Origin of the sequence: Paenibacillus sp. BK720 (assembly GCF_011761545.1) — a bacterium.
GTDB lineage: Bacteria > Bacillota > Bacilli > Paenibacillales > Paenibacillaceae > Pristimantibacillus.
In genome coordinates, this window is sequence record NZ_JAASRQ010000004.1 from 162,338 (window position 1) to 182,006 (window position 19,669).

Sequence of the window (19,669 nt, forward strand, 5' to 3'; positions counted from 1 at the left end):
TGTATAGCCAACCTCCGCCGTATGCCTAAATGCCGCAGGCATTTAAGCATAAGCTTTAAGCTTTGCGAGAATACTTTTGTTCATCATAACCCAGCGATCGGGAACGGAGCAAGGATAGGTCAAGGACAGACGATAATTTTGACGTTTACAATCATTAAAATGAAATTTACAATCAATTTTGTTGTTAAAACGAATAATATATTTTAGAATAGAATCAAATGAGAATGAGGGGGCATCTTCCGTGAACATACGAATTTTTGACACGCAATCAGAGCTCGACGCCTTTGCGGCCGATCTTTTTATCGATATCGTTAAAGCCAAGCCAAATGCGGTACTAGGTCTTGCAACAGGATCGACACCCGTGGGCATTTATGCCAAAATGGTAGAGAAATACCGGAAAGGCGACGTATCCTTCGCCAGAGTTACGACATTTAACCTCGACGAATACGTCGGGCTTAAGCCTTATAACGATCAAAGCTACGCCTATTATATGAACAAGCATTTATTCGCTCATATCGATATTCCGGATACGCAGACCTTCCTTCCGAACGGCATGGCGGAGGATCTTGAAGCAGAGTGCGCGCAGTATGACCGCATGCTGCTGGATCGGCAGATCGATGTCCAGCTTCTTGGGATTGGCCATAACGGCCATATCGGCTTTAACGAGCCGGATCACGCTTTATCGGGGGAAACCCACGTCGTGAAGCTGAAGGAGGAGACGCGGGAAGCGAATGCGAGATTTTTCGCCAGCATGGACGAAGTGCCGGAATACGCGATTACGATGGGCGTGGGATCGATTCTGAAAGCAAATTCGATTGTTCTCGTGGTACGCGGCGCGGATAAAGCGGATATCGTCAAACAAGCGTTGACCGGACCCATTACGACGGAGGTACCGGCATCCTTGCTTCAGACGCATCCGCGCGTTACCGTGCTCCTTGACCGCGAGGCAGGAAGGATGTTGGGATAATGACACAACCAGGCGGCAAATCGCTGCTTATTCACAACGTACGGATCGTTCTGGAAAACCGGGTAACCGCAGGCAGCGTAAGCATCAAGGACGGCATTATTGCCGGCGTGAACGAAGGTAAGGAAGATACAGCAGGCTTTGATCATGTTATGGACGGACAAGGAGCATGGCTGCTTCCTGGCTTTATCGATGTCCACGTGCATGGCGGATTTGGCGGAGATTTCATGGATGCCAATGAAGAAAGCTACGACACGATCACGAAGTTCCATGCTTCCCAAGGCACTACCGGGATGCTGGCTACAACCGTAACGGCCTCGCAGGAAGCGATTGAAGCGGTATTCCAGGCAACCAGCGCTTATATGAAAAAAGATATGCCGTACGCCCCGCTGCTTGGCGTCCACCTGGAAGGACCTTTTATCAGCCTCAAGTGGATTGGGGCCCAGAATCCCGCATTCCTGTCGCCGCCTCGTCTCGACTGGCTGGAGGATTGGACAGCGCGTTATCCGGGCATTCTCAAGCTTCTGACGCTCGCCCCCGAGAATGAAGGCGCCATCGAAGCGATTAAGTGGCTGTCCGACCATCAAGTGGTTGTCGCATGCGGTCATACCGATGCAACCTTTGAAGTGATGACGCAAGCAGCGGAAGCCGGACTTACGCATGCCGTTCATACCTATAATGCCATGCGCCCGCTTCATCACCGCGAGCCGGGTACCGTAGGCGCCGTGCTGACCGATGACCGGATATACGCGGAACTTATCGCTGACGGCCATCACGTGCATCCGGGAGCGATCAAGCTGCTTGCTTCCTCCAAGCCGGAGGATAAGCTTATTCTTATTACCGATGCGATCTCCGCGGCCGGAAGACCGGATGGCTTGTACGACCTTGGAGGATTGCCCGTTATCGTGCAGGATGGCGTAGCAAGGCTGCAGGAAGGCAATTTGGCCGGCAGCAGCCTGACGATGATTAACGCATTCCGTTATATGCTGGAGAACTCCGGGTTATCCGTCAATGAGATCAGCCGTTATGCCAGCGCTAACCCTGCAAGGCAGCTTGGATTGTTCGAGTCGACCGGCTCCATCGCCGTTGGCAAGCAAGCAGACCTCGTCCTTGCCGAACCGGATTTCAGCAAAGTGCGATCGACATGGGTAAAAGGCAGACAGGTGTTTTCGGCCGAGTAAACAAACAAAAGAGCGGTTGAAGGATTATGTCCTTCAACCGCTCTTTCTATTCCTGCTCTGCTGCCACATGGACAACGATCCGATGCTGTCCGGCTTTGTCCGCCAGATCTCCCGTTAACGGCACATCGGTAATAAAAGCCTGCAGCTCGGGCAGCGCAGCGATCGAGAACAACGAGGTCTTGCCGACCTTCGTCTGATCAAATACCGCGTACGTCGTATGGGAACGCTTGATAAGCGCCTTTGCAATCTGGGCTTCCTGCTCCGAATACGTCGTAATGCCGCCGGCAGCGGATATGCCGTCGACCCCGATGAACATCTTGCCGATATTCAGATGCGCGACCATTCCTTCGCCAAGCGGCCCGCATAGCTCAAAGCTGTTATGCCGCATAATCCCGCCGGTTACGACAACCTGGACGCTGCTGCCCGCAAGCTCCATCGCGATATTGACGGCGTTGGTAACCACGGTGATCCCGCTCCGCAGCTTAAGAAGCTTGGCAAGCAGATAGTTCGTGGTTCCGCCCGACAAGCCAATCACATCGCCCTCTTCGATAAGCGATGCGGCCTTGGCGGCGATACGCTCTTTCTCCAAATACGACAGCCCTTCCCGTTCCGCAAACGCTGTGTCGCGGACCGTATTCATGCCGTCGTACATCGCGCCGCCGATGGTTCGGATGATCGGATACGCCGCTTCCATTTGCTCGAGATCGCGTCTAGCCGTTGCCTCCGAGCAATCAAAGCGTTCCACCAGCTCTTGAATCGTAATGCGTCCTTGCTGCTTGAGCAGCTGCAATATCGCTTCGCGTCGGCGCTGCCCCTTGGATCCAGAAACGTTCGAATCAACCATGGTTATCGCTCCACCCACGCTTTGGAGGACATGCGCTGTTCAACGGCGCTCCATTCCGGGAGAGCCTCCCAGTCGCCGCGCATTTGCACGACCAATGATCCGTTGATGCTGGCAAGGCCAACCGCTTCCACCGGCGTCATGCCTTTCATCACGCCAGCGAGGAAGCCCGCGCAGAAGCCGTCCCCTGCTCCAACCGTATCGACTACCTTCTCGGCCGGATAGAACGGAACGCTTGATTCCTCGCCGTTATCGAGGACAACCGTCGTGTCGTCTAGTCCTTTGATAACCGTAACAGCCTTCAGCTGCTTCAGCTTAGCTTTCACTTCTTCAAAGTCATCCGTCTGATACAGAAGCTTCAGCTCGTCCCAGCCCGGCAGGAAGTAGTCCGCTTCTTCAGCAAGAGGGAGCAGCACTTCGCGCGCTTCTTCAATCGACCAAAGCTTAAGGCGGAGATTCGGATCGAAACAAATCTTTACGCCGGCCTCTTTCGCAATCTGTACGGCCCGCAGCACCGTTTGCTTCGCGCTCTCGCTAAGAGCCGTGGTAATGCCCGTAATATGCAGCAGCTTGGCTCCGCGGATGTAATCCGCATCCAGCTCTTCGGGAGTCATCCGGCTAGCCGCGGAATGCTTGCGGTAGTAATGAACGGCAAGACGGCCCGCCACCTGCTCGCGGAACATCATGCCTGTCGGAGCCTCGTCGCTGAATTTGACGCGCGACACGTCTACGCCTTCCCCGCGAAGCGTTTTCACAATCATGCGGGCGAATGGATCGTTGCCAAGCGCCCCGAACCAGCCTACGGAGCAGCCGAGTCTCGCAAGCCCGATTGCCACGTTGCTCTCCGCGCCGCCGAAGCCTTGCTCCAGCGTTGTTGCCCGTTCCAGAGCTTTGTGCTCCTGCGGCATAAACAATGCCATCGATTCCCCAAAGGTTACTACGTCTGGTGATTGATGCACGATTTCTCCTCCTAAAAAGAATTACCATTATAGCGGCAATGTTAATAGCCGCTGTGGTAATTCTTACTTCGTAAGCATTGGCTTAAAGAATTACTACACAAGTAGTCATAATAATGACTGCTGTAGTAATTCTTGCTTCGTTAGCGTTGATTGTTACTTGTACATAGGGAAAGCCATGAAATAAATGACTACCACGTAAAGAATCAATACGATTAAGCTGAACGTGCGTGCTTTTGCGATATGGCCTGTCGCGCTTTGTCCGTCCTGAATCGAAGATACGATACGCTTAAGCGGCTTCGACATAATGCCGGATATGGCTGCGATCGCAAGGAACAAGACCGTTACGATGATCATCCAGGCAACGGAATAATCCGCCTGCGACATCATGTAGCCGCCCGTCAGCAGCTGAACAATAAGCGCATATTGCACAATCCGGTTTGCCGATACAAGGCCGTCAGCCAATCCGCCTTGTCCAAGGCCGGCAAGCTTTGTCGCTTTGCCGATCATGATCGGAAGAACGATATAAAAGCCCATTCCGACTGCCCCTAGCAAGTGTAAAAAGAAAAACACATCATTCATGAAATACCCTCCTGCATATGCGTAATCTACCAATAAGTATACTAAATGCCTGTCTGAAACACAAAGAGAAGCCTCAAGGAATACGCCATTTCCCAAGCATTTTCGGCAATGTTCAAGATTTCGTCTTAAAGCCGTGTTTGGCGATTACTCCATGGATAGCGAAATAATCGACTTCCTCCGGCAGGGCATCTTTAAGGGGCCTCAGCTTCTCCCATCCCAGCTCCCCGATAACCTGTACAATCCGGTCCTCGTACTGCTCCGGAATGATACGGCTCCAATCGAGCTCATACCCTTCTTCCGCGCAACGGATTAAATGGCCCTCAATCGTCACCCGGCTGAGTCCACGCTCTTCCGCAATCGCAGCTGTTTCCAGACCGGCGTTAAACCGCTCCAGCGTCTGAACATGGCTTGGGGTTTCCTCCGAGGTTGACGTTGGACGCGCTGCCGGCTGCCGTCTTGGCGCTGCGCTAATGCTAGCCGTAGCGCTACCGCCCTCGCTACCGGCATACGCCTGAATAATGGCGAGCACCTCCTCGCCGTATTTGCTTGCCTTTGCCGCGCCAATCCCTTTCGTCTGCATCAGCTGCTCTTCCGTAACGGGCCGGACATCGGCCAGCTCCTTCAGCGTCGCGTCAAAGAACAGCATAAACGGAGGTACATTCTCTCTGGCCGCCGCTTCCTTACGCCAATTCTTGAGGGCATCGAACAGAGGCGAAGAGGCTGCTCCGCCTTCTCCCGAAGCGCTTCGGCGAACGCTCGTCCGAAGACGCTGCATAACGGTCTCTTTGCCCTCCAGTACGGGCAGAGCGTTTGCCGTTAGCGATACGGTCGGGTACTGGCCTTCGCTCATCCGGAGATAACCTTCCGCCACCAGCCAGTACAGCCAGTCGGCAATCTCCTTCTCCGGCCAATTGCCGAAGAGCCCGTAAGTGGTCAGGCGGTCGAGGCCGAACTCGAGCAGACGTTTGTCCCTTGAGCCTTTGAGCACCTTGGCCGCCATCGTAACGCCAAACCGCCCTTTCATCCGGCCAACGCAGGATAAGGCCTTCTGCGCTTCGGCCGTCCGGTCAACCAGCTCGCTTTTATCCAGACAGTTGCTGCATTTTCCGCAAGGCTCAACGCCCTTCTCGCCGAAATAATCGACGATGTATTGCTGAAGACAGCGCTGCGTGCGGCTGTAATTCATCATGTTGTGAAGCTTGGACAGCTGGACCGACTTCCGGTATTCATCTCCCATACCCTGTTCGATCAGGAAACGCTGCACCTGCACATCCTGCGGTTCGAACAGCAGCACGCATTCGCTCTCCTCGCCGTCCCGGCCGGCGCGTCCCGCTTCCTGGTAGTAGGACTCGATATCGCCCGGCATCTGCCAGTGAATGACGTAACGGACATTAGGCTTGTCGATCCCCATTCCGAAAGCGTTCGTGGCTACCATAATGCGGATCTCGTCAAACCGGAAGCGTTCCTGCGTCTCCGCGCGTTCCGTATCGGACAACCCGCCATGATACTTACCCGCCGCAATTCCTTTTCGAACAAGCAGCTCCTGCACCTGCTCCGCTTCTTTTCTGGTAGCCGTATAAATAATGCCGGATTGATCCTCCCGCTCGCGCAAAAACTGCTGCAGGAAATTTTTCTTGTCCCCTCCGCTTACAACCGAGAGAGACAGATTGGGCCTTGCAAAGCCGGTCACAAACACATTCGGCTCACGCAAACCAAGCATCGCCGTAATGTCCGCGGCTACCTCCTGAGTCGCTGTCGCCGTAAAAGCCGCAACAAGCGGGCGGTTCGGCATTTTTCCGATCCAGCCTGCCAGCTGCCGGTAGCTTGGACGGAAGTCATGCCCCCACTGCGATACGCAGTGGGCTTCGTCGATTGCGATCATTGGGATATGCAGCTGCTCGGACAAGGTTGTGAACATAGGCGCATCCAGCCGCTCCGGCGCGACGTACAGCATTTTGTACTCGCCTCGAAGCGCATTGCGGAGAACGGTCCGGTATTCTTCCGCTCCTAAGGAGCTGTTCAGAAACGCCGCGGGCACGCCAAGCCGGTTTAAGGCATCAACCTGATCTTTCATCAACGATATAAGCGGCGAAATGACTATCGAGGTCCCAGGCATAAGCAAGGACGGAATCTGGTAACAGATCGACTTCCCTCCGCCTGTCGGCAGAATGGCAAGCGTATCTCGTCCCTCCAATATCCCTTCGATAATACCCTCTTGGCCCGGACGAAACGTATCGTACCCGTAGACCCTTTTCAGCTCGCTACGTGCCTGCTGAAGCACGTCGATTCCCCCTTCCGTAATCACAATAAGGACCCTGGCAGCAATGTGTCAGGGTCCTCCCAAACGAAACTTTATGAGTATAAGGCTTATTGGTTAGCCCGTCACTACTTTAATTACATTTTGAACGGATTCCGCCGATTTGTCCAGAGCGGCTTTTTCTTCCGCGGTCAGCTCAAGCTCGATAACCCTCTCGATACCGTCTCCGCCGATAATCGTAGGCACGCCCATAAACAGGTTGTTGTAGCCGTATTCGCCTTCAAGCAGGGCAATAACCGGCAGAATGCGCTTCTTATCCTTCAGGATCGCTTCCGTCATTTGAACCAGCGATGCCGCAGGCGCGTAATAGGCCGAGCCGTTGCCCAGCAAATTAACAATCTCGCCGCCGCCAACGCGGGAGCGCTGTACGATCGCTTCGATGCGGTCAGCCGGGATCAGCTTCTCGATCGGAATACCGCCTGCATTGGAGTACCGAACGAGCGGCACCATGTCGTCGCCATGCCCGCCTAGCACAAAACCGCGTACATCCTCCACGGAGACGTTCAGCTCCTGCGCGATAAAGGTGCAATAACGCGCGGTATCCAGAACCCCGGATTGGCCGATCACGCGATTTTTAGGAAAACCAAGCGTCTGGTAAGCCACGTAAGTCATCGCGTCTACCGGATTGGAGAGGATAATGACATAAGCATTTGGACTTGTTGCCTTTACGCTTTCGCACACCGAACGGACGATTCCTGCATTGGTGTTCACCAGGTCGTCGCGGCTCATTCCCGGTTTGCGGGCAACGCCAGCCGTAATGATAACGACATCGGAATCCTTCGTGTCTTCGTAATTGGATGTACCCGTAATGTTGGCGTCCAGGCCTTGAACCGGGGTTGATTCCAGCATATCAAGCGCTTTGCCTTTTGTCGGATTCTCCAGTTGGGGAATGTCGACCAGCACGATATCGCCAAGTTCCTTCTGGGCGGCCATCAGAGCCGTGGTTGCGCCTGTAAAGCCCGCACCTACTACCGTAATTTTTCTGCGTTTAATAGCCATTCATATAACCCTCCTATACTTGTATTAACATCTGCATTATTGCCGAAAGTCATCCAAATAAGATAGAAGATAAGGGAAAAAAGCTTGTTTAATGGCAAAAAAAGAGGGGGCAATAATGCCCCCCGCTTTTTGTAAACTACATGTTTTTAATGACTTCGTCAGCAAATGCCGAGCATTTCACTTCGGTAGCGCCTTCCATCAGGCGTGCGAAGTCGTAAGTAACGGTTTTGTTGTTGATCGAAGTTTCCATGCCTTTATAGATGAGGTCAGCCGCTTCTTGCCAGCCCAGATGCTCAAGCATCATAACGCCGGACAGGATAACGGAACCTGGGTTAACTACGTCTTTGTCCGCGTATTTAGGAGCAGTACCATGAGTAGCTTCGAAGATTGCATGGCCAGTCAGGTAGTTGATGTTAGCGCCCGGAGCGATACCGATACCGCCAACTTGTGCAGCCAGAGCGTCGGACAGATAGTCGCCGTTCAGGTTCAGCGTTGCGATTACGTCGAAGTCGGTTGGACGAGTCAGAACTTGCTGCAGAGCGATGTCGGCAATCGCGTCTTTTACGATGATTTTGCCAGCAGCTTCAGCATCTGCTTGCGCTTTGTTTGCAGCGTCAGTGCCTTCTGCTTCTTTAATGCGGTCGTATTGACCCCAAGTGAAAGTTTTGTCCGCGAACTCTTGCTCAGCCACTTCGTAGCCCCAGTTCTTGAACGCGCCTTCCGTATATTTCATGATGTTGCCTTTGTGTACGAGCGTAACGGACTTCTTGCCGTGTTTGATCGCGTATTCGATTGCAGCGCGCGCAAGACGTTGGGAGCCTTCTTTGGATACTGGCTTAATGCCGATACCGGAAGTTTCAGGGAAACGGATTTTGTTAACGCCCATTTCGTTTTGCAGGAATGCGATCACTTTCTTCACTTGCTCGGAGCCTTCTTGGTACTCGATACCTGCATAGATGTCTTCCGTGTTCTCGCGGAAGATAACCATGTCAACCAGCTCAGGGCGTTTAACCGGGGATGGTACGCCAGCGAAGTAACGAACCGGACGAAGGCAAGTGTACAGGTCAAGCTCTTGGCGAAGCGCAACGTTCAGGGAACGGATACCGCCGCCGATTGGCGTAGTCAAAGGACCTTTGATAGCAACGATGTATTCACGGATTGCAGTCAGCGTATCAGCTGGCAGCCATTCGCCGAACTCGTTGAATGCTTTTTCTCCTGCGAACACTTCGTACCAAGCGATTTTTTTGCTGCCGCCGTATGCTTTCTCTACAGCCGCGTCAAGCACGCGCTTCGATGCGCGCCAGATGTCGCGGCCCGTGCCGTCGCCTTCGATGAAAGGAATGATTGGGTTGTTAGGTACTTGGAGAGCACCGTTATCAATTGTAATTTGCTCGCCTTCTGTTGGAAGGGCGTATTTCTCGAATTGTGCCATTAGAATAAAATCCTCCTTAAGGGTATGTAAGCCGCGCCTTGTAATTAGCGCTGCTCGATTGGAATATATTTCGCGTTAACCGGGCCGACATAATCAGCGCGAGGGCGAATCAGACGGTTGTTTTCGTATTGCTCAAGGATATGCGCGCTCCATCCCGAAACGCGGCTGATTGCGAAGATCGGCGTGAACAGGTCGCGAGGAATACCCAATGTAGTGTAAACCGATGCCGAGTAGAAATCAACATTTGGTTTCAGACCTTTTTGGCCGGTAACCATGTCTTCGATCTTAATGGACATCTCGTACAGCTCCATGTTGCCTGTCAGTTTGCCCAGCTCGCGGGACATTTTTTGCAGGTGCTTCGCGCGCGGGTCGCCGTCTTTATAGACGCGGTGGCCAAAGCCCATGATTTTTTGTTTGTTCGCAAGCGCGTTGTTGATGTAGCCTTCAACGTTCTCCATCGAACCGATTTCCTCGAGCATCACCATTACCGCTTCGTTAGCGCCGCCGTGCAGAGGGCCTTTCAGCGCGCCGATTGCGGAGGTTACGCCGGAATAGATATCGGACAAAGTCGCAACGGTTACGCGGGCTGCGAATGTCGAAGCGTTAAGCTCGTGGTCAGCATGCAGGACCAATGCTTGATCCAAGGCTTTAATCGCTACTTCGGCCGGCTCTTCGCCAGTCAGCATATACAGGAAGTTATAAGCGATCGATACGCCTTTTTTAGGAGCGATTGGCTCTTTGCCTTCGCGGATGCGGGCGAAAGCGGCCACAACCGTCGGCAGCTGGGCTTGCAGCTTGATTGCTTTCAGCTGATTCGCCTCGGGAGACATGTCGTTAGCGGATGCGTCGTACAAGGCAAGGCTCGATACCGCTGTGCGAAGCGCCGCCATCGAGTTAGTGCCTTGCGGATACAATTTAATTTGTTCGATTACTTGAGCAGGGATAGCCGCGTATTGATCCAGCTTTTGCTGCAAGCCTTCGAGCTCGGAACGATTCGGCAGCTTACCGTACCACAGCAGGTAGGCAACCTCTTCGAATGTCGCATTTTCTGCAAGATCATCAATATTAATACCGCGATATGTCAAGACTCCGTCGATAATGGAGCTGATCGACGAAGAAGCGGCCACAATTCCTTCAAGACCTTTAGTTGCTGTCATTCGTTCTCTCTCCTCTAACTTGAAAAGTTATTCGCCAAAAATAGTAAACCTCTCGTCGCTATTAATCATAAATGATTTTGACAGCGAAGTGAACAAAACCGGACATAGAAATGCTTTATCGGCGCTATAAAGTTTTTTTTCATTCCCTTTCTTCCACAAATTTCGCACGAATTGCTCCAGACGCATTTTTCCCTATTCCCCGCAAAAATACTCGCTTACCGGAATCATATTTCAATGTGATAGAATAGAAGAAATAACTCGCACGGAGGAACACGATGACAGAACAACGAATTGGCATCATCGACATCGGCTCGAACTCAGTCCGCCTTGTTGTCTACGAGCGGACGGCAAACGGCGCGCATCGCGTCATTGACGGAGGCAAGCGCCCTGCCCGCCTCGCGGAGCGCGTTGATGACGACGGCATTCTGGCCACGGATGCGATCGCCGAGCTGCTCGGCACCCTGAACCACTTCACCATGATTTGCGCCCATAACCGGACCGGGCATATCCGAGCGGTCGCGACTGCCGCCATCCGCAACGCGGCCAACCGGGCTGAAATTTTGGAAACGATTAAATCCGAAACCGGCCTTACGATCGAATTGCTAAGCGGCGAAGAAGAAGCTTCCTACGGCTTCCTCGGCATGATTAACGCCATGGATGTGCAGGACGGCTTTCTTGTCGATATCGGCGGAGGAAGCACGGAGGTCTCTTTGTTCCGCGGCCGCCAGCTCGTCCAATCGGTCTCTTTCCCGTTTGGCTGCGTCAGTCTGAACCGGAGCTATGCGGTAAAAGGGATGCTGAACGAAGAAGGACTAAAAAGCATTGAAGCGCTGGTCGCCGAAGCCGTCAAAAACGAGCCTTGGCTGACGAAAGCTCCTTCCCTGCCGCTTATTGCGGTAGGCGGAACCGCACGCGCAATGGGCAAAATTCATCAGGCCGCGACGAAGTACCCTTTCACCCAAACTCATAACTATCCGATGACGGGGCCAGATGCGGATGCCCTGTTTCAGGAGCTGTTCCTGACGCCGCTGGACAAACGCAAGAAGTTCCCTGGTCTGTCCAAGGACCGCGTAGATGTCATTGTGCCCGGCATTGCGGTGCTGCGTACCTTGTTCCGCCTGCTGAAGACCAGCCATTACCGCATCTGCGGCTCCGGACTTCGCGACGGCTTGTTCCATGCGACCCGTTTCCCGGGGCGTTCCCTGCATCAAGACGTGCTCGCGTTCAGCCTGCAGAACGTAATCGCTTTGCATCCTGCTGCGCCCAAGCAGCATGTGATGCAAGTTAACCGTCTGGCCCTGCAGCTCTACGATGAGCTGAGACCCGTGCATCTGCTTCCGAACCGGGCGAAGGTGCTGCTTGATGCCGCCTCCACTTTGTTCAAGATCGGCGCTTCCATTGATTATTACGAATTTGCGAAGCATACGTTCTATCTCATAGTGAACTCCCATCTCAACGGGCTTGCCCACCGGGAAATTCTTATGATTGCGGCTATAGCCTCTTACAAAAGCAAAAACCGGACCCGCCAGCAGCTTCTGGAGTACAAGGAACTGCTCGGCGAATCCGATATGGATACCATTTATAAGCTTGGCATTCTGCTCCAGCTGGCGGCAGCGCTTGACCGCAGCGAGACGCAAGCGCTCGGCCGATTGGAAGCCGTCCAATCCGGCAGCCAGCTTCTGCTTAATCCGCTGCGTTCCGAAGGAACGTTAGCCGTTGAAGCCCGGGAAGTCGAGGAGCTGTCCTCCGATTTCAAAAAGCTGTGGGGACTAGCTCCCGTTCTCGCCCTTCCCGACTATACGTAATTTTTCCACTGCGGAATCGACCTGGCTTCGAATTGACTGCGGAACGGCATCATTTCGTTCTTCACATGAACGTAGGTGCCGTTTGCCTGCAGCTCGCGGGCTTTCACGTTATCGTCCAGATTAAGCTGCAGCATGTTGATCAAGGTTTTGCGCAGATTCTCGTCAAATACGGGACTCATCAGCTCGATCCGGCGCGTCAGATTCCTCGTCATCCAGTCGGCGCTCGACAAGTAAACCTCTTCTTCTCCGCCGTTATGGAAGTACATCACCCTCGCATGCTCCAGGAACCGGTCCACGATACTGATTACGCGAATATTGTCGCTGCGTCCGGCTACGCCGGGTCTCAGGCAGCAGACGCCGCGGACAATCAAGTCAATCTTGACTCCGGCTTGCGAAGCCTCGTACAGCTTATCGATCATTTCCTGATTGGACAAGGAATTCATCTTGGCAATAATACGTGCCCTTTTACCCTGATCGGCGTTAGCAATCTCGCGGTCAATCAACCGGAACAGCTTCTCCTTCAAGTCTGTCGGAGCAACGCCAAACGCCTTCCATTCATATGGCGAGGAGTACCCGGTTACTTCATTAAACAAGGCTGAGGCATCGCTGCCGATAATCGGATGGGAAGTAAATAAACCGATATCCGTATACAACGTTGCCGTGCTGTCGTTGTAGTTGCCGGTTCCGACATGGACGTAGCGGCGCAGCGTGCCGCTTTCCCTGCGGACAACCAGACAAATCTTGGCATGCGTCTTGAGGCCGACCAGGCCGTAAACGACATGGCAGCCCGATTTCTCCAGCTGGCGCGCCCAGGCGATATTCCGCTCCTCGTCAAACCTCGCCTTAAGCTCCACAACCACCGTTACCTGCTTGCCTGCTTCCGCCGCCTTGGACAAAGCCTGTACAAGCGCGGATTGACCGCTGACACGGTATAACGTCATCTTGATCGCCAATACGTTAGGGTCTTCCGCAGCCAGGTCGATAAAATCATTAACCGCTTCAAACGACTCGTAGGGGTGATACATCAGCACGTCGCGCTGGCGGATCACTTCGAACATATCGTCCGTCTCGTCGAATTCATGCGGATATACCGGCTCAAGACGGCTATAGCGAAGGTTGTCGTAGCCCGGGAGCGCGTTCGCAAATTTCATCAGGAAGCTGAGATCAAGAGGACCATCGATTTCTATCAGATTATCTTCAATCTCCAACTCTTCCTTCAAAATTTCAAGCGCCATCGGATGCATGCCTCTCGCGACTTCCAACCGCACGGGAATGCCCCAGCGTCTTCTGCGCAGCTCCTTCTCGATCTCCTCCAGAAGGTCTTCCGCCCCGTCTTCATTCAACGTAAGATCGGCATTGCGCGTAAGGCGGAACGCATGAACGGCGAAGGGAATGTAGCCGTTAAACAAAGTAGTGATATGATTTTCGATAAGATCCTCGAGCAGCACAAACTCCATCTTCTTGCTGTTTGTCCGTCCCGGTACCGGCACAAAGCGCTGCAGTATCGAAGGAACCTGTACGATAGCAAACAACGGCTCATCATCCTTGTCCGAATCCTCCCGCTGCAAAAGCACCGCCAAGTAGAGCTCTTTCGTATGCACGAGGGGGAATGGGCGGCTCTGGTCAACGGCCATCGGCGTTAACACGGGGAAAACAATTTCCTGAAAATATTCCGACACCGCCTTGGACTGGCTGACATTCAGTTCCTTGACGGTTGATATGATAATGCCTTCCCGCCCTAGAGAGCGAAATACTTCCCGGTACGTTTTGTATTGATCATAGACCATCTGGGTCGTGCGTTTGATCAGCCTTTTCCACAGCCCGGCAGGCGTATAGCCGGTAAAATCCATCTTCGTATAGCCCGCGCGGATCTGATCCTGAATGCCGGCTACTCGAACACTCATGAATTCATCCAGATTGCTGGATACAATGGATAAAAATTTGGCGCGTTCAAGCAGTGGATTATTCGATTCCTGTGCTTCCTGCAGCACTCTGCGGTTAAATTCAATCCAGCTCAAATCCCGGTTCACATAGTGGGACAATTGTCTTGTCATTCCTCACGCCTCCCCAATTATGCCCCTATTATGACAGATGACTATTATAGGAATATTAACGATTTGTAAAGATCAAGTTAAAGCTCGATGCTCCGGTTACAGCGAAACCATGGACTGCAGCAAAGAATATAATTCCGGCAGGCCTTTATCCAATCTTGCGGGCCGCCATTTCTCGTTTACCCAGACATGCTTTGTTCCGCCGGCTACCAGCCGCTCCCCCGGAAGATCCTCGTACCGCTCTGCAATCGCAGGATGAAATTGATCCAGACTCACCTTGCGGATTTCCGATTCAAAGGAAAGACGCACAGGCGAAAAATCCGATATACGCGTACAAATCAGCACCGTATCGTCGTATCGGGCCGGAAGCTCGTACTGGCACTGAAGATCCACAACAGGAAGCAGCAGGCCTTGCTGCTCGATGGTTTTGTAGTCATATCCCGCTGAACGAATCAGCTCGGTACGGCCAATTTCAAACCAGGTTATGTAATTGGCATGAAAAACAACCCCCATTTGATCCGTTTCCTGATAACGAACGCGCAGAGGATGAAGGAACCATTGTTGTGACGTCATGATGAAGCCCCCCCTATATTATTACGAACTTGAGGTCGAAAAAATTAGCTTTGTTTACAAAACGCAAACATAAATCGAGCATATGTATATACCTCTGTATGTGAAACAAAAGCGACGGTGAATGGCTCACCCTCGCTTCTGTTCTTCTCTGATTCCAAAGAGAAATATGAAATTCGTTATTACAGGACTTTAGCTTGTCCGGAGTATACAACGCCAGTCTCGCCATAGACCGTTACTTCCGTACCGTCCATCAGCAGTTCCGTTGCATTCGAGATGCCCAGAATAACCGGAATACCCAGGTTAATGCCGCATACGGCTGCATGGCTTGTAATACCGCCTTGCTCTGTAATAACAGCTGCCGCTTTTTCGAAAGCAGGCATATATTCTTTATCCGTCGATACCGTAACCAGGATCGAACCGGACGTTACGCGCGCGTTTGCTTCTTCGGGCGTGCGCGCAACCACGATGCGGCCGGTAGCCGTTTGGCTGCCGATGCCTTGGCCTTGAGCCAGAAGCTCGCCAACATGGTGGATCTTAATCAGGTTGGTTGTGCCTGCGCGGCCAACCGGAACACCTGCCGTAATAACGATTGTATCGCCAAGGCTGATCAAGCCCGTGCTTCGCGCGCCATCAACCGCGTTCTCGAACATGGCGTCCGTTGTTTCCGCGATTTCGCCAAGAACCGGTTTAACGCCCCAGATCAGAGCCAGACGTCGCATCACCTTCTCATCGTTTGTTACCGCGATGATTGGCGCTTTCGGACGGTATTTGGATACCATGCGAGCTGTGAAGCCGCTTTGCGTCGAAGTCACGATTGCAGCAGCGTTCAGGTCCAGAGCGGATACGGCAACCGCCTGGCTGATCGCTTCCGTAACGGAAGTTTGTTGAGCGTTCGCTTGCTTCGTGAAGATTTCACGGTATTCCAGAGCCGCTTCCGCACGCTCGGCAATACGGGACATCGTTGTTACCGCTTCAACCGGGTATTTGCCGGCAGCCGTTTCGCCGGAGAGCATGATGGCGTCCGTGCCGTCGAAGATCGCGTTCGCCACGTCGCTTGCTTCCGCGCGTGTAGGACGCGGGTTGCGCTGCATCGAATCCAGCATTTGAGTAGCCGTGATGACCGGTTTGCCGGCACGGTTACATTTTTCGATCATTGTTTTTTGTACCAGCGGTACTTCTTCGGCCGGGATCTCCACGCCAAGGTCGCCGCGGGCAACCATCAGGCCGTCGGAAACTTCCAGAATCTCGTCGAGATTGTCAACGCCTTGTTGGTTCTCGATTTTGGAGATGATCTGGATGTGGCTTGCATTATGACGCTCAAGCAGCTCGCGAATTTCAAGCACGTCGCTTGCTTTACGAACGAACGATGCCGCCACGAAGTCGATGCCCATTTCGATACCGAAGATGATATCGTTAGCGTCTTTTTCGGTGATGCCCGGAAGGGAAATCGCAACGCCAGGGACGTTAACGCCTTTTTTGCTCTTGATTTGACCGCTGTTGTTGATGCGGCAAATAATTTCAGTGCCTTGCACTTCTTCGACCGTCAGGCCGATCAAGCCGTCATCGATCAGAATCGTCGAGCCTACGGAAACATCGTTAGGCAGGTTGTTGTAAGTGATAGGCACACGATGAATGTCGCCCAGAATCTCTTCCGTTGTCAGCGCAACGCGTTCGCCCGCCACGAGCTCGATCGGCTCTTCCTTCAGCTTGCCGAGACGAATCTCCGGCCCTTTCGTATCGAGCAGAATCGCTACGTTAGTTCCAAGCTCTTTGTTTGCGATACCGATGTTTTTGATCCGGTTGCCATGCTCTTCAAAGTCGCCGTGGGAGAAGTTCAGACGGGCAACGTTCATACCCGCTTTAATCAGTTTCTTCGTGTTTTCCAACGATTCGCTGGAAGGTCCAATCGTACATACAATCTTAGCTTTACGCATCTTTAAGTATCCTCCGTTTAGTGCCTGCTATAGTCATTATAGTCATTAATCGAAATCTTGAGCCGCAGCTTGTACGACAGCTTAAAAATTTTATGCCTTTGCCGGTTCCGTCATTGCGGGGGCTTCAGCCTCTTGCGGGGCTTGCGCAGCTTCCTGCGCTGCAGCTTCCGCCACTTGGAACTCGCCAATCTTGCGGAATTTATGGTAACGGTCTTCAATGAGTTGCTCGGGTGTCATCGGCAGAAGTTCCACCAAATGCTTCCACAATTTCTCCTTCAGCCGTTCCGCCGTGAACGCCAAATCGCGATGCGCGCCGCCTTGCGGCTCTTCTATGATGTCCTCGATCACTTCGAACTCGAGCAAATCTTTCGCCGTAATTTTCATCGCTTCAGCCGCAATATCCGCCTTGGATGCATCCTTCCACAGAATGGAAGCCGCGCCGTTAGGGGAAATTGCGGAGTAAATTGCATTCTCCAGCATCAGTACCCGGTTGCCTACGCCGAGGGCCAACGCCCCGCCGCTGCCGCCTTCACCGATAACGATGCAGACGATTGGCACGCCAAATCCGGCCATTTCTCTTAAGTTGCGGGCAATCGCTTCCGATTGGCCACGCTCCTCGGCCGTGTTGCCTGGGTAAGCGCCCTTGGTATCGATAAAAGTAACGATCGGGCGTTTGAATTTGTTTGCTTGCTGCATAAGGCGCAGCGCTTTCCGGAATCCTTCCGGATGGGGACTGCCAAAGAAACGGGCAATATTATCCTTCGTATCCTTGCCGCGCTGATGGCCGATTACCGTTACCGGCAGACCGTTCAGCTTGGCCAGACCGCCGACGATCGCCAGATCGTCCGCGAACAAACGGTCGCCATGGAGCTCGATAAAGTCCGTGAAGACCGCCTGAATGAAATCAAGCGAGGTCGGACGCTGGTGAAGACGCGCAATGTGCATCTTCTGCGCCGGGGTCATTTCGTTGTACAGCTCTTCTTCCATCTGCTTGCACTTCTCTTCAAGACGCGCTATCTCTTCTGAAAAGTCCATGCCGTTGCTCTCAGCCAGCGTCTTCAGCGTTGCGATTTTCTCTCGCAAATCGCTAATGGGCTTCTCGAACGGAAGCATCTGTTCAGCCGCCATGGGATAATCCCTCCCTTACGGTATGCATATCCAGCAGCTTGCCAAGCGTTGACTTCATATCCTTGCGGTGAACAACCAAGTCCAGCTGTCCATGCTGCATGTTGAACTCCGCCGTCTGGAAGTTGTCCGGCAGCTTCTGGCGAATCGTCTGTTCGATTACGATACGGCCCGCAAAACCCACAAGCGCGCCGGGCTCGGCCAAATTGTAGTCGCCAAGACTCGCAAAGCTGGCGGAAACCCCGCCCATCGTAGGATCCGTAAACACCGAAATGAACAAGCCGCCAGCCCCTTGAAACATGGAAAGAGCGGCGCTTGTCTTCGCCATTTGCATTAAGCTGAGTATACTTTCCTGCATGCGGGCGCCGCCCGATGTCGAGAAAATAAGAAGGGGCAGCTTCTTCTCATGCGCCGCTTCGATTGCTCTTGTTATTTTCTCGCCTACGACAGATCCCATGCTTCCGCTGAAAAAGTCAAAGCTCATGACCGCAACGACAACCGGATGGCCGTTAATGGCGCCTTCGCCCGTCACAACGGCTTCGCGCAGATTCGGATTCTTCTGCCGCTGCTGCTCGAGCTTCCCTTTGTACCCGGGGAATTCGAGCGGGTCGACAGATTCCATATCCGCGTCGTATTCATACAAACGCCCGTCATCAAGCGTCATTCCAATCCGTTCCCAAGCACTCAGACGGTAATGATGCCCGCACGACGAGCATACCTTCAAGTTCTTATCCAATTCTTTGCTGTACTGAATGGTGCCGCATTTGGAGCACTTATTCATTAGACCTTCCGGTATGTCGCGTTTAGGCCGCTCAGATGGGATGGTCGCATACTTCTTCTTTGAAAATAAGTCCTTAATTTGCAATGTGTGACACCTCTCAAGGCGCAATAGTATAAGGTATTACGGCTGCATGATGGAGTTAAATACTTCCTGTACCTCCTCCAACTCACCCGAAGGAACCAAAATCTCATATTGCTGTTTAGACAGATTAACTGGACGGACTTTTACGAGAAAGCCTTCTTCCGTAAGCCGCTTCTTGATGTTGTCCGCGATTCTAGCGGTTGGAGCGATGTAAATGACCGTCCACATTATGGTACCTCCTGAAAACTTTGCCCACAGCAAAGTTCGCATCTTCTAACAAGTCAATCCCGTTAAAGGCCATATGATGTCATAATGATACCACAGTCATGGCGAATCGGGCAAATGGTATCGGATGGCTTTTGGGTCCTGATGCGCGATCCTTGCTGATGCCGCCGCCGCCAGTCCTGCAACAAGATCATCGAGAAACACGTGAATTTTCTCGCCTTTCAGATTCAGCTGACGAATAATGCCGGGCTTTACTTTATCCAAATATCCGAAGCTCGTCAAGCCAATCATCCCATAAACATTCGTTATTCCTAGTGCCAAAGTCTCATCCACGCCGTACAGAGACTCGTCGGTTTCCATGATGGCCTGCAAAGGTTCCGGCAGCAAACGGCGTTCGGCCAGCTCGTCAAGAGCGATTCCCGTATACAGCACATATTGCACTTCGCGCTTTTCCAGTACGGCTCTTACGCTCTCTTCGCATTCGGCCACGGTTAAATCCGCATTGTAAGGACGCTGCAGCGTATATACAATTTCCGCAATATCGTCCACGCTTACTCCACGCTTTTGCAACCACTTTTCGATTCCGGACGTCATGTCCATCCCTCCCGCATATGCTTGTACGTTTTCATGCAACGTAAGCCGGGAAAAAGCAGCGGCAGCAGCCG

Annotated in this window: 17 protein-coding genes; 3 read left to right on the top strand and 14 right to left on the bottom strand. The window is 52.8% G+C overall.

Annotated features, from left to right (window positions below; all coding sequences use genetic code 11):
* Nucleotides 1–241: 241 nt before the first annotated feature.
* Nucleotides 242–967, top strand: a complete 726-nt coding sequence (nagB, locus tag FHT67_RS16375; protein ID WP_167199915.1) for a glucosamine-6-phosphate deaminase — start codon at nucleotides 242–244, stop codon at nucleotides 965–967.
* Entirely contained in the window at nucleotides 967–2,145 is a 1,179-nt protein-coding gene (gene nagA / locus FHT67_RS16380; RefSeq protein ID WP_167199918.1) for an N-acetylglucosamine-6-phosphate deacetylase, read from the top strand. The genes nagB and nagA overlap by 1 nt, the downstream gene beginning before the upstream one ends.
* A gap of 46 nt (nucleotides 2,146–2,191) precedes the next feature.
* Here nagA and FHT67_RS16385 read toward each other — a convergent pair whose 3' ends face one another.
* The 7 genes from FHT67_RS16385 to citZ form a co-directional block, all read right to left on the bottom strand.
* Nucleotides 2,192–2,989 (bottom strand): DeoR/GlpR family DNA-binding transcription regulator, encoded by a 798-nt coding sequence (locus FHT67_RS16385; protein ID WP_167199921.1) that lies wholly within the window; start codon nucleotides 2,987–2,989, stop codon nucleotides 2,192–2,194.
* A gap of 2 nt (nucleotides 2,990–2,991) precedes the next feature.
* Complete coding sequence (locus tag FHT67_RS16390) at nucleotides 2,992–3,945, bottom strand: sugar kinase (RefSeq protein ID WP_132307385.1); 954 nt, start codon at nucleotides 3,943–3,945, stop codon at nucleotides 2,992–2,994.
* Nucleotides 3,946–4,098: 153 nt separating this feature from the next.
* The gene (locus FHT67_RS16395) at nucleotides 4,099–4,524 is read right to left on the bottom strand and encodes a hypothetical protein (RefSeq protein ID WP_132307387.1); all 426 of its coding nucleotides are present in this window, start codon (nucleotides 4,522–4,524) and stop codon (nucleotides 4,099–4,101) included.
* Between the two features lie 112 nt (nucleotides 4,525–4,636).
* Entirely contained in the window at nucleotides 4,637–6,805 is a 2,169-nt protein-coding gene (gene recQ / locus FHT67_RS16400) for a DNA helicase RecQ (protein WP_132307389.1), read from the bottom strand.
* A 93-nt stretch (nucleotides 6,806–6,898) separates the two neighbouring features.
* Complete coding sequence (mdh, locus tag FHT67_RS16405; protein WP_167199924.1) at nucleotides 6,899–7,840, bottom strand: malate dehydrogenase; 942 nt, start codon at nucleotides 7,838–7,840, stop codon at nucleotides 6,899–6,901.
* Nucleotides 7,841–7,976: 136 nt separating this feature from the next.
* Entirely contained in the window at nucleotides 7,977–9,272 is a 1,296-nt protein-coding gene (gene icd / locus FHT67_RS16410) for an NADP-dependent isocitrate dehydrogenase (protein ID WP_132307393.1), read from the bottom strand.
* 44 nt (nucleotides 9,273–9,316) lie between these two features.
* On the bottom strand, nucleotides 9,317–10,429 hold the full coding sequence (citZ, locus tag FHT67_RS16415) for a citrate synthase (protein ID WP_132307395.1): 1,113 nt from the start codon (nucleotides 10,427–10,429) through the stop codon (nucleotides 9,317–9,319).
* Between the two features lie 275 nt (nucleotides 10,430–10,704).
* Between citZ and FHT67_RS16420 the strand changes: the two genes are divergently transcribed.
* Entirely contained in the window at nucleotides 10,705–12,234 is a 1,530-nt protein-coding gene (locus tag FHT67_RS16420) for a Ppx/GppA phosphatase family protein (RefSeq protein WP_167199927.1), read from the top strand.
* Here FHT67_RS16420 and FHT67_RS16425 read toward each other — a convergent pair.
* The 7 genes from FHT67_RS16425 to FHT67_RS16455 form a co-directional block, all read right to left on the bottom strand.
* On the bottom strand, nucleotides 12,225–14,288 hold the full coding sequence (locus FHT67_RS16425) for an RNA degradosome polyphosphate kinase (protein ID WP_167199929.1): 2,064 nt from the start codon (nucleotides 14,286–14,288) through the stop codon (nucleotides 12,225–12,227). The genes FHT67_RS16420 and FHT67_RS16425 overlap by 10 nt on opposite strands.
* Before the next feature lie 96 nt (nucleotides 14,289–14,384).
* Entirely contained in the window at nucleotides 14,385–14,858 is a 474-nt protein-coding gene (locus tag FHT67_RS16430; protein ID WP_132307401.1) for an acyl-CoA thioesterase, read from the bottom strand.
* Nucleotides 14,859–15,037: 179 nt separating this feature from the next.
* On the bottom strand, nucleotides 15,038–16,792 hold the full coding sequence (gene pyk / locus FHT67_RS16435) for a pyruvate kinase (protein WP_132307403.1): 1,755 nt from the start codon (nucleotides 16,790–16,792) through the stop codon (nucleotides 15,038–15,040).
* 90 nt (nucleotides 16,793–16,882) lie between these two features.
* Entirely contained in the window at nucleotides 16,883–17,920 is a 1,038-nt protein-coding gene (locus FHT67_RS16440; RefSeq protein WP_132307405.1) for an acetyl-CoA carboxylase carboxyltransferase subunit alpha, read from the bottom strand.
* Entirely contained in the window at nucleotides 17,910–18,782 is an 873-nt protein-coding gene (gene accD / locus FHT67_RS16445; protein WP_132307407.1) for an acetyl-CoA carboxylase, carboxyltransferase subunit beta, read from the bottom strand. The genes FHT67_RS16440 and accD overlap by 11 nt, the downstream gene beginning before the upstream one ends.
* A 36-nt stretch (nucleotides 18,783–18,818) precedes the next feature.
* Entirely contained in the window at nucleotides 18,819–19,007 is a 189-nt protein-coding gene (locus tag FHT67_RS16450; RefSeq protein ID WP_015846041.1) for a hypothetical protein, read from the bottom strand.
* Between the two features lie 96 nt (nucleotides 19,008–19,103).
* Nucleotides 19,104–19,598 carry a phosphatidylglycerophosphatase A family protein gene (locus tag FHT67_RS16455; RefSeq protein WP_015846042.1) on the bottom strand — a complete coding sequence of 165 codons (495 nt, stop codon included), beginning with the start codon at nucleotides 19,596–19,598 and terminating at the stop codon, nucleotides 19,104–19,106.
* Nucleotides 19,599–19,669: the final 71 nt, after the last annotated feature.

Excerpts from the sequence above, each read along its gene's own strand:
- FHT67_RS16395 (WP_132307387.1), bottom strand. The coding sequence starts at position 4,524 with ATGAATGATGTGTTTTTCTTTTTACACTTGCTAGGGGCAGTCGGAATG.
- FHT67_RS16425 (WP_167199929.1), bottom strand. The coding sequence starts at position 14,288 with ATGACAAGACAATTGTCCCACTATGTGAACCGGGATTTGAGCTGGATT.
- nagA (WP_167199918.1), top strand. The coding sequence starts at position 967 with ATGACACAACCAGGCGGCAAATCGCTGCTTATTCACAACGTACGGATC.
- FHT67_RS16440 (WP_132307405.1), bottom strand. The coding sequence starts at position 17,920 with ATGGCGGCTGAACAGATGCTTCCGTTCGAGAAGCCCATTAGCGATTTG.
- mdh (WP_167199924.1), bottom strand. The coding sequence starts at position 7,840 with ATGGCTATTAAACGCAGAAAAATTACGGTAGTAGGTGCGGGCTTTACA.
- FHT67_RS16450 (WP_015846041.1), bottom strand. The coding sequence starts at position 19,007 with ATGTGGACGGTCATTTACATCGCTCCAACCGCTAGAATCGCGGACAAC.
- FHT67_RS16420 (WP_167199927.1), top strand. The coding sequence starts at position 10,705 with ATGACAGAACAACGAATTGGCATCATCGACATCGGCTCGAACTCAGTC.
- citZ (WP_132307395.1), bottom strand. The coding sequence starts at position 10,429 with ATGACAGCAACTAAAGGTCTTGAAGGAATTGTGGCCGCTTCTTCGTCG.
- pyk (WP_132307403.1), bottom strand. The coding sequence starts at position 16,792 with ATGCGTAAAGCTAAGATTGTATGTACGATTGGACCTTCCAGCGAATCG.
- FHT67_RS16430 (WP_132307401.1), bottom strand. The coding sequence starts at position 14,858 with ATGACGTCACAACAATGGTTCCTTCATCCTCTGCGCGTTCGTTATCAG.
- FHT67_RS16455 (WP_015846042.1), bottom strand. The coding sequence starts at position 19,598 with ATGACGTCCGGAATCGAAAAGTGGTTGCAAAAGCGTGGAGTAAGCGTG.
- icd (WP_132307393.1), bottom strand. The coding sequence starts at position 9,272 with ATGGCACAATTCGAGAAATACGCCCTTCCAACAGAAGGCGAGCAAATT.
- FHT67_RS16385 (WP_167199921.1), bottom strand. The coding sequence starts at position 2,989 with ATGGTTGATTCGAACGTTTCTGGATCCAAGGGGCAGCGCCGACGCGAA.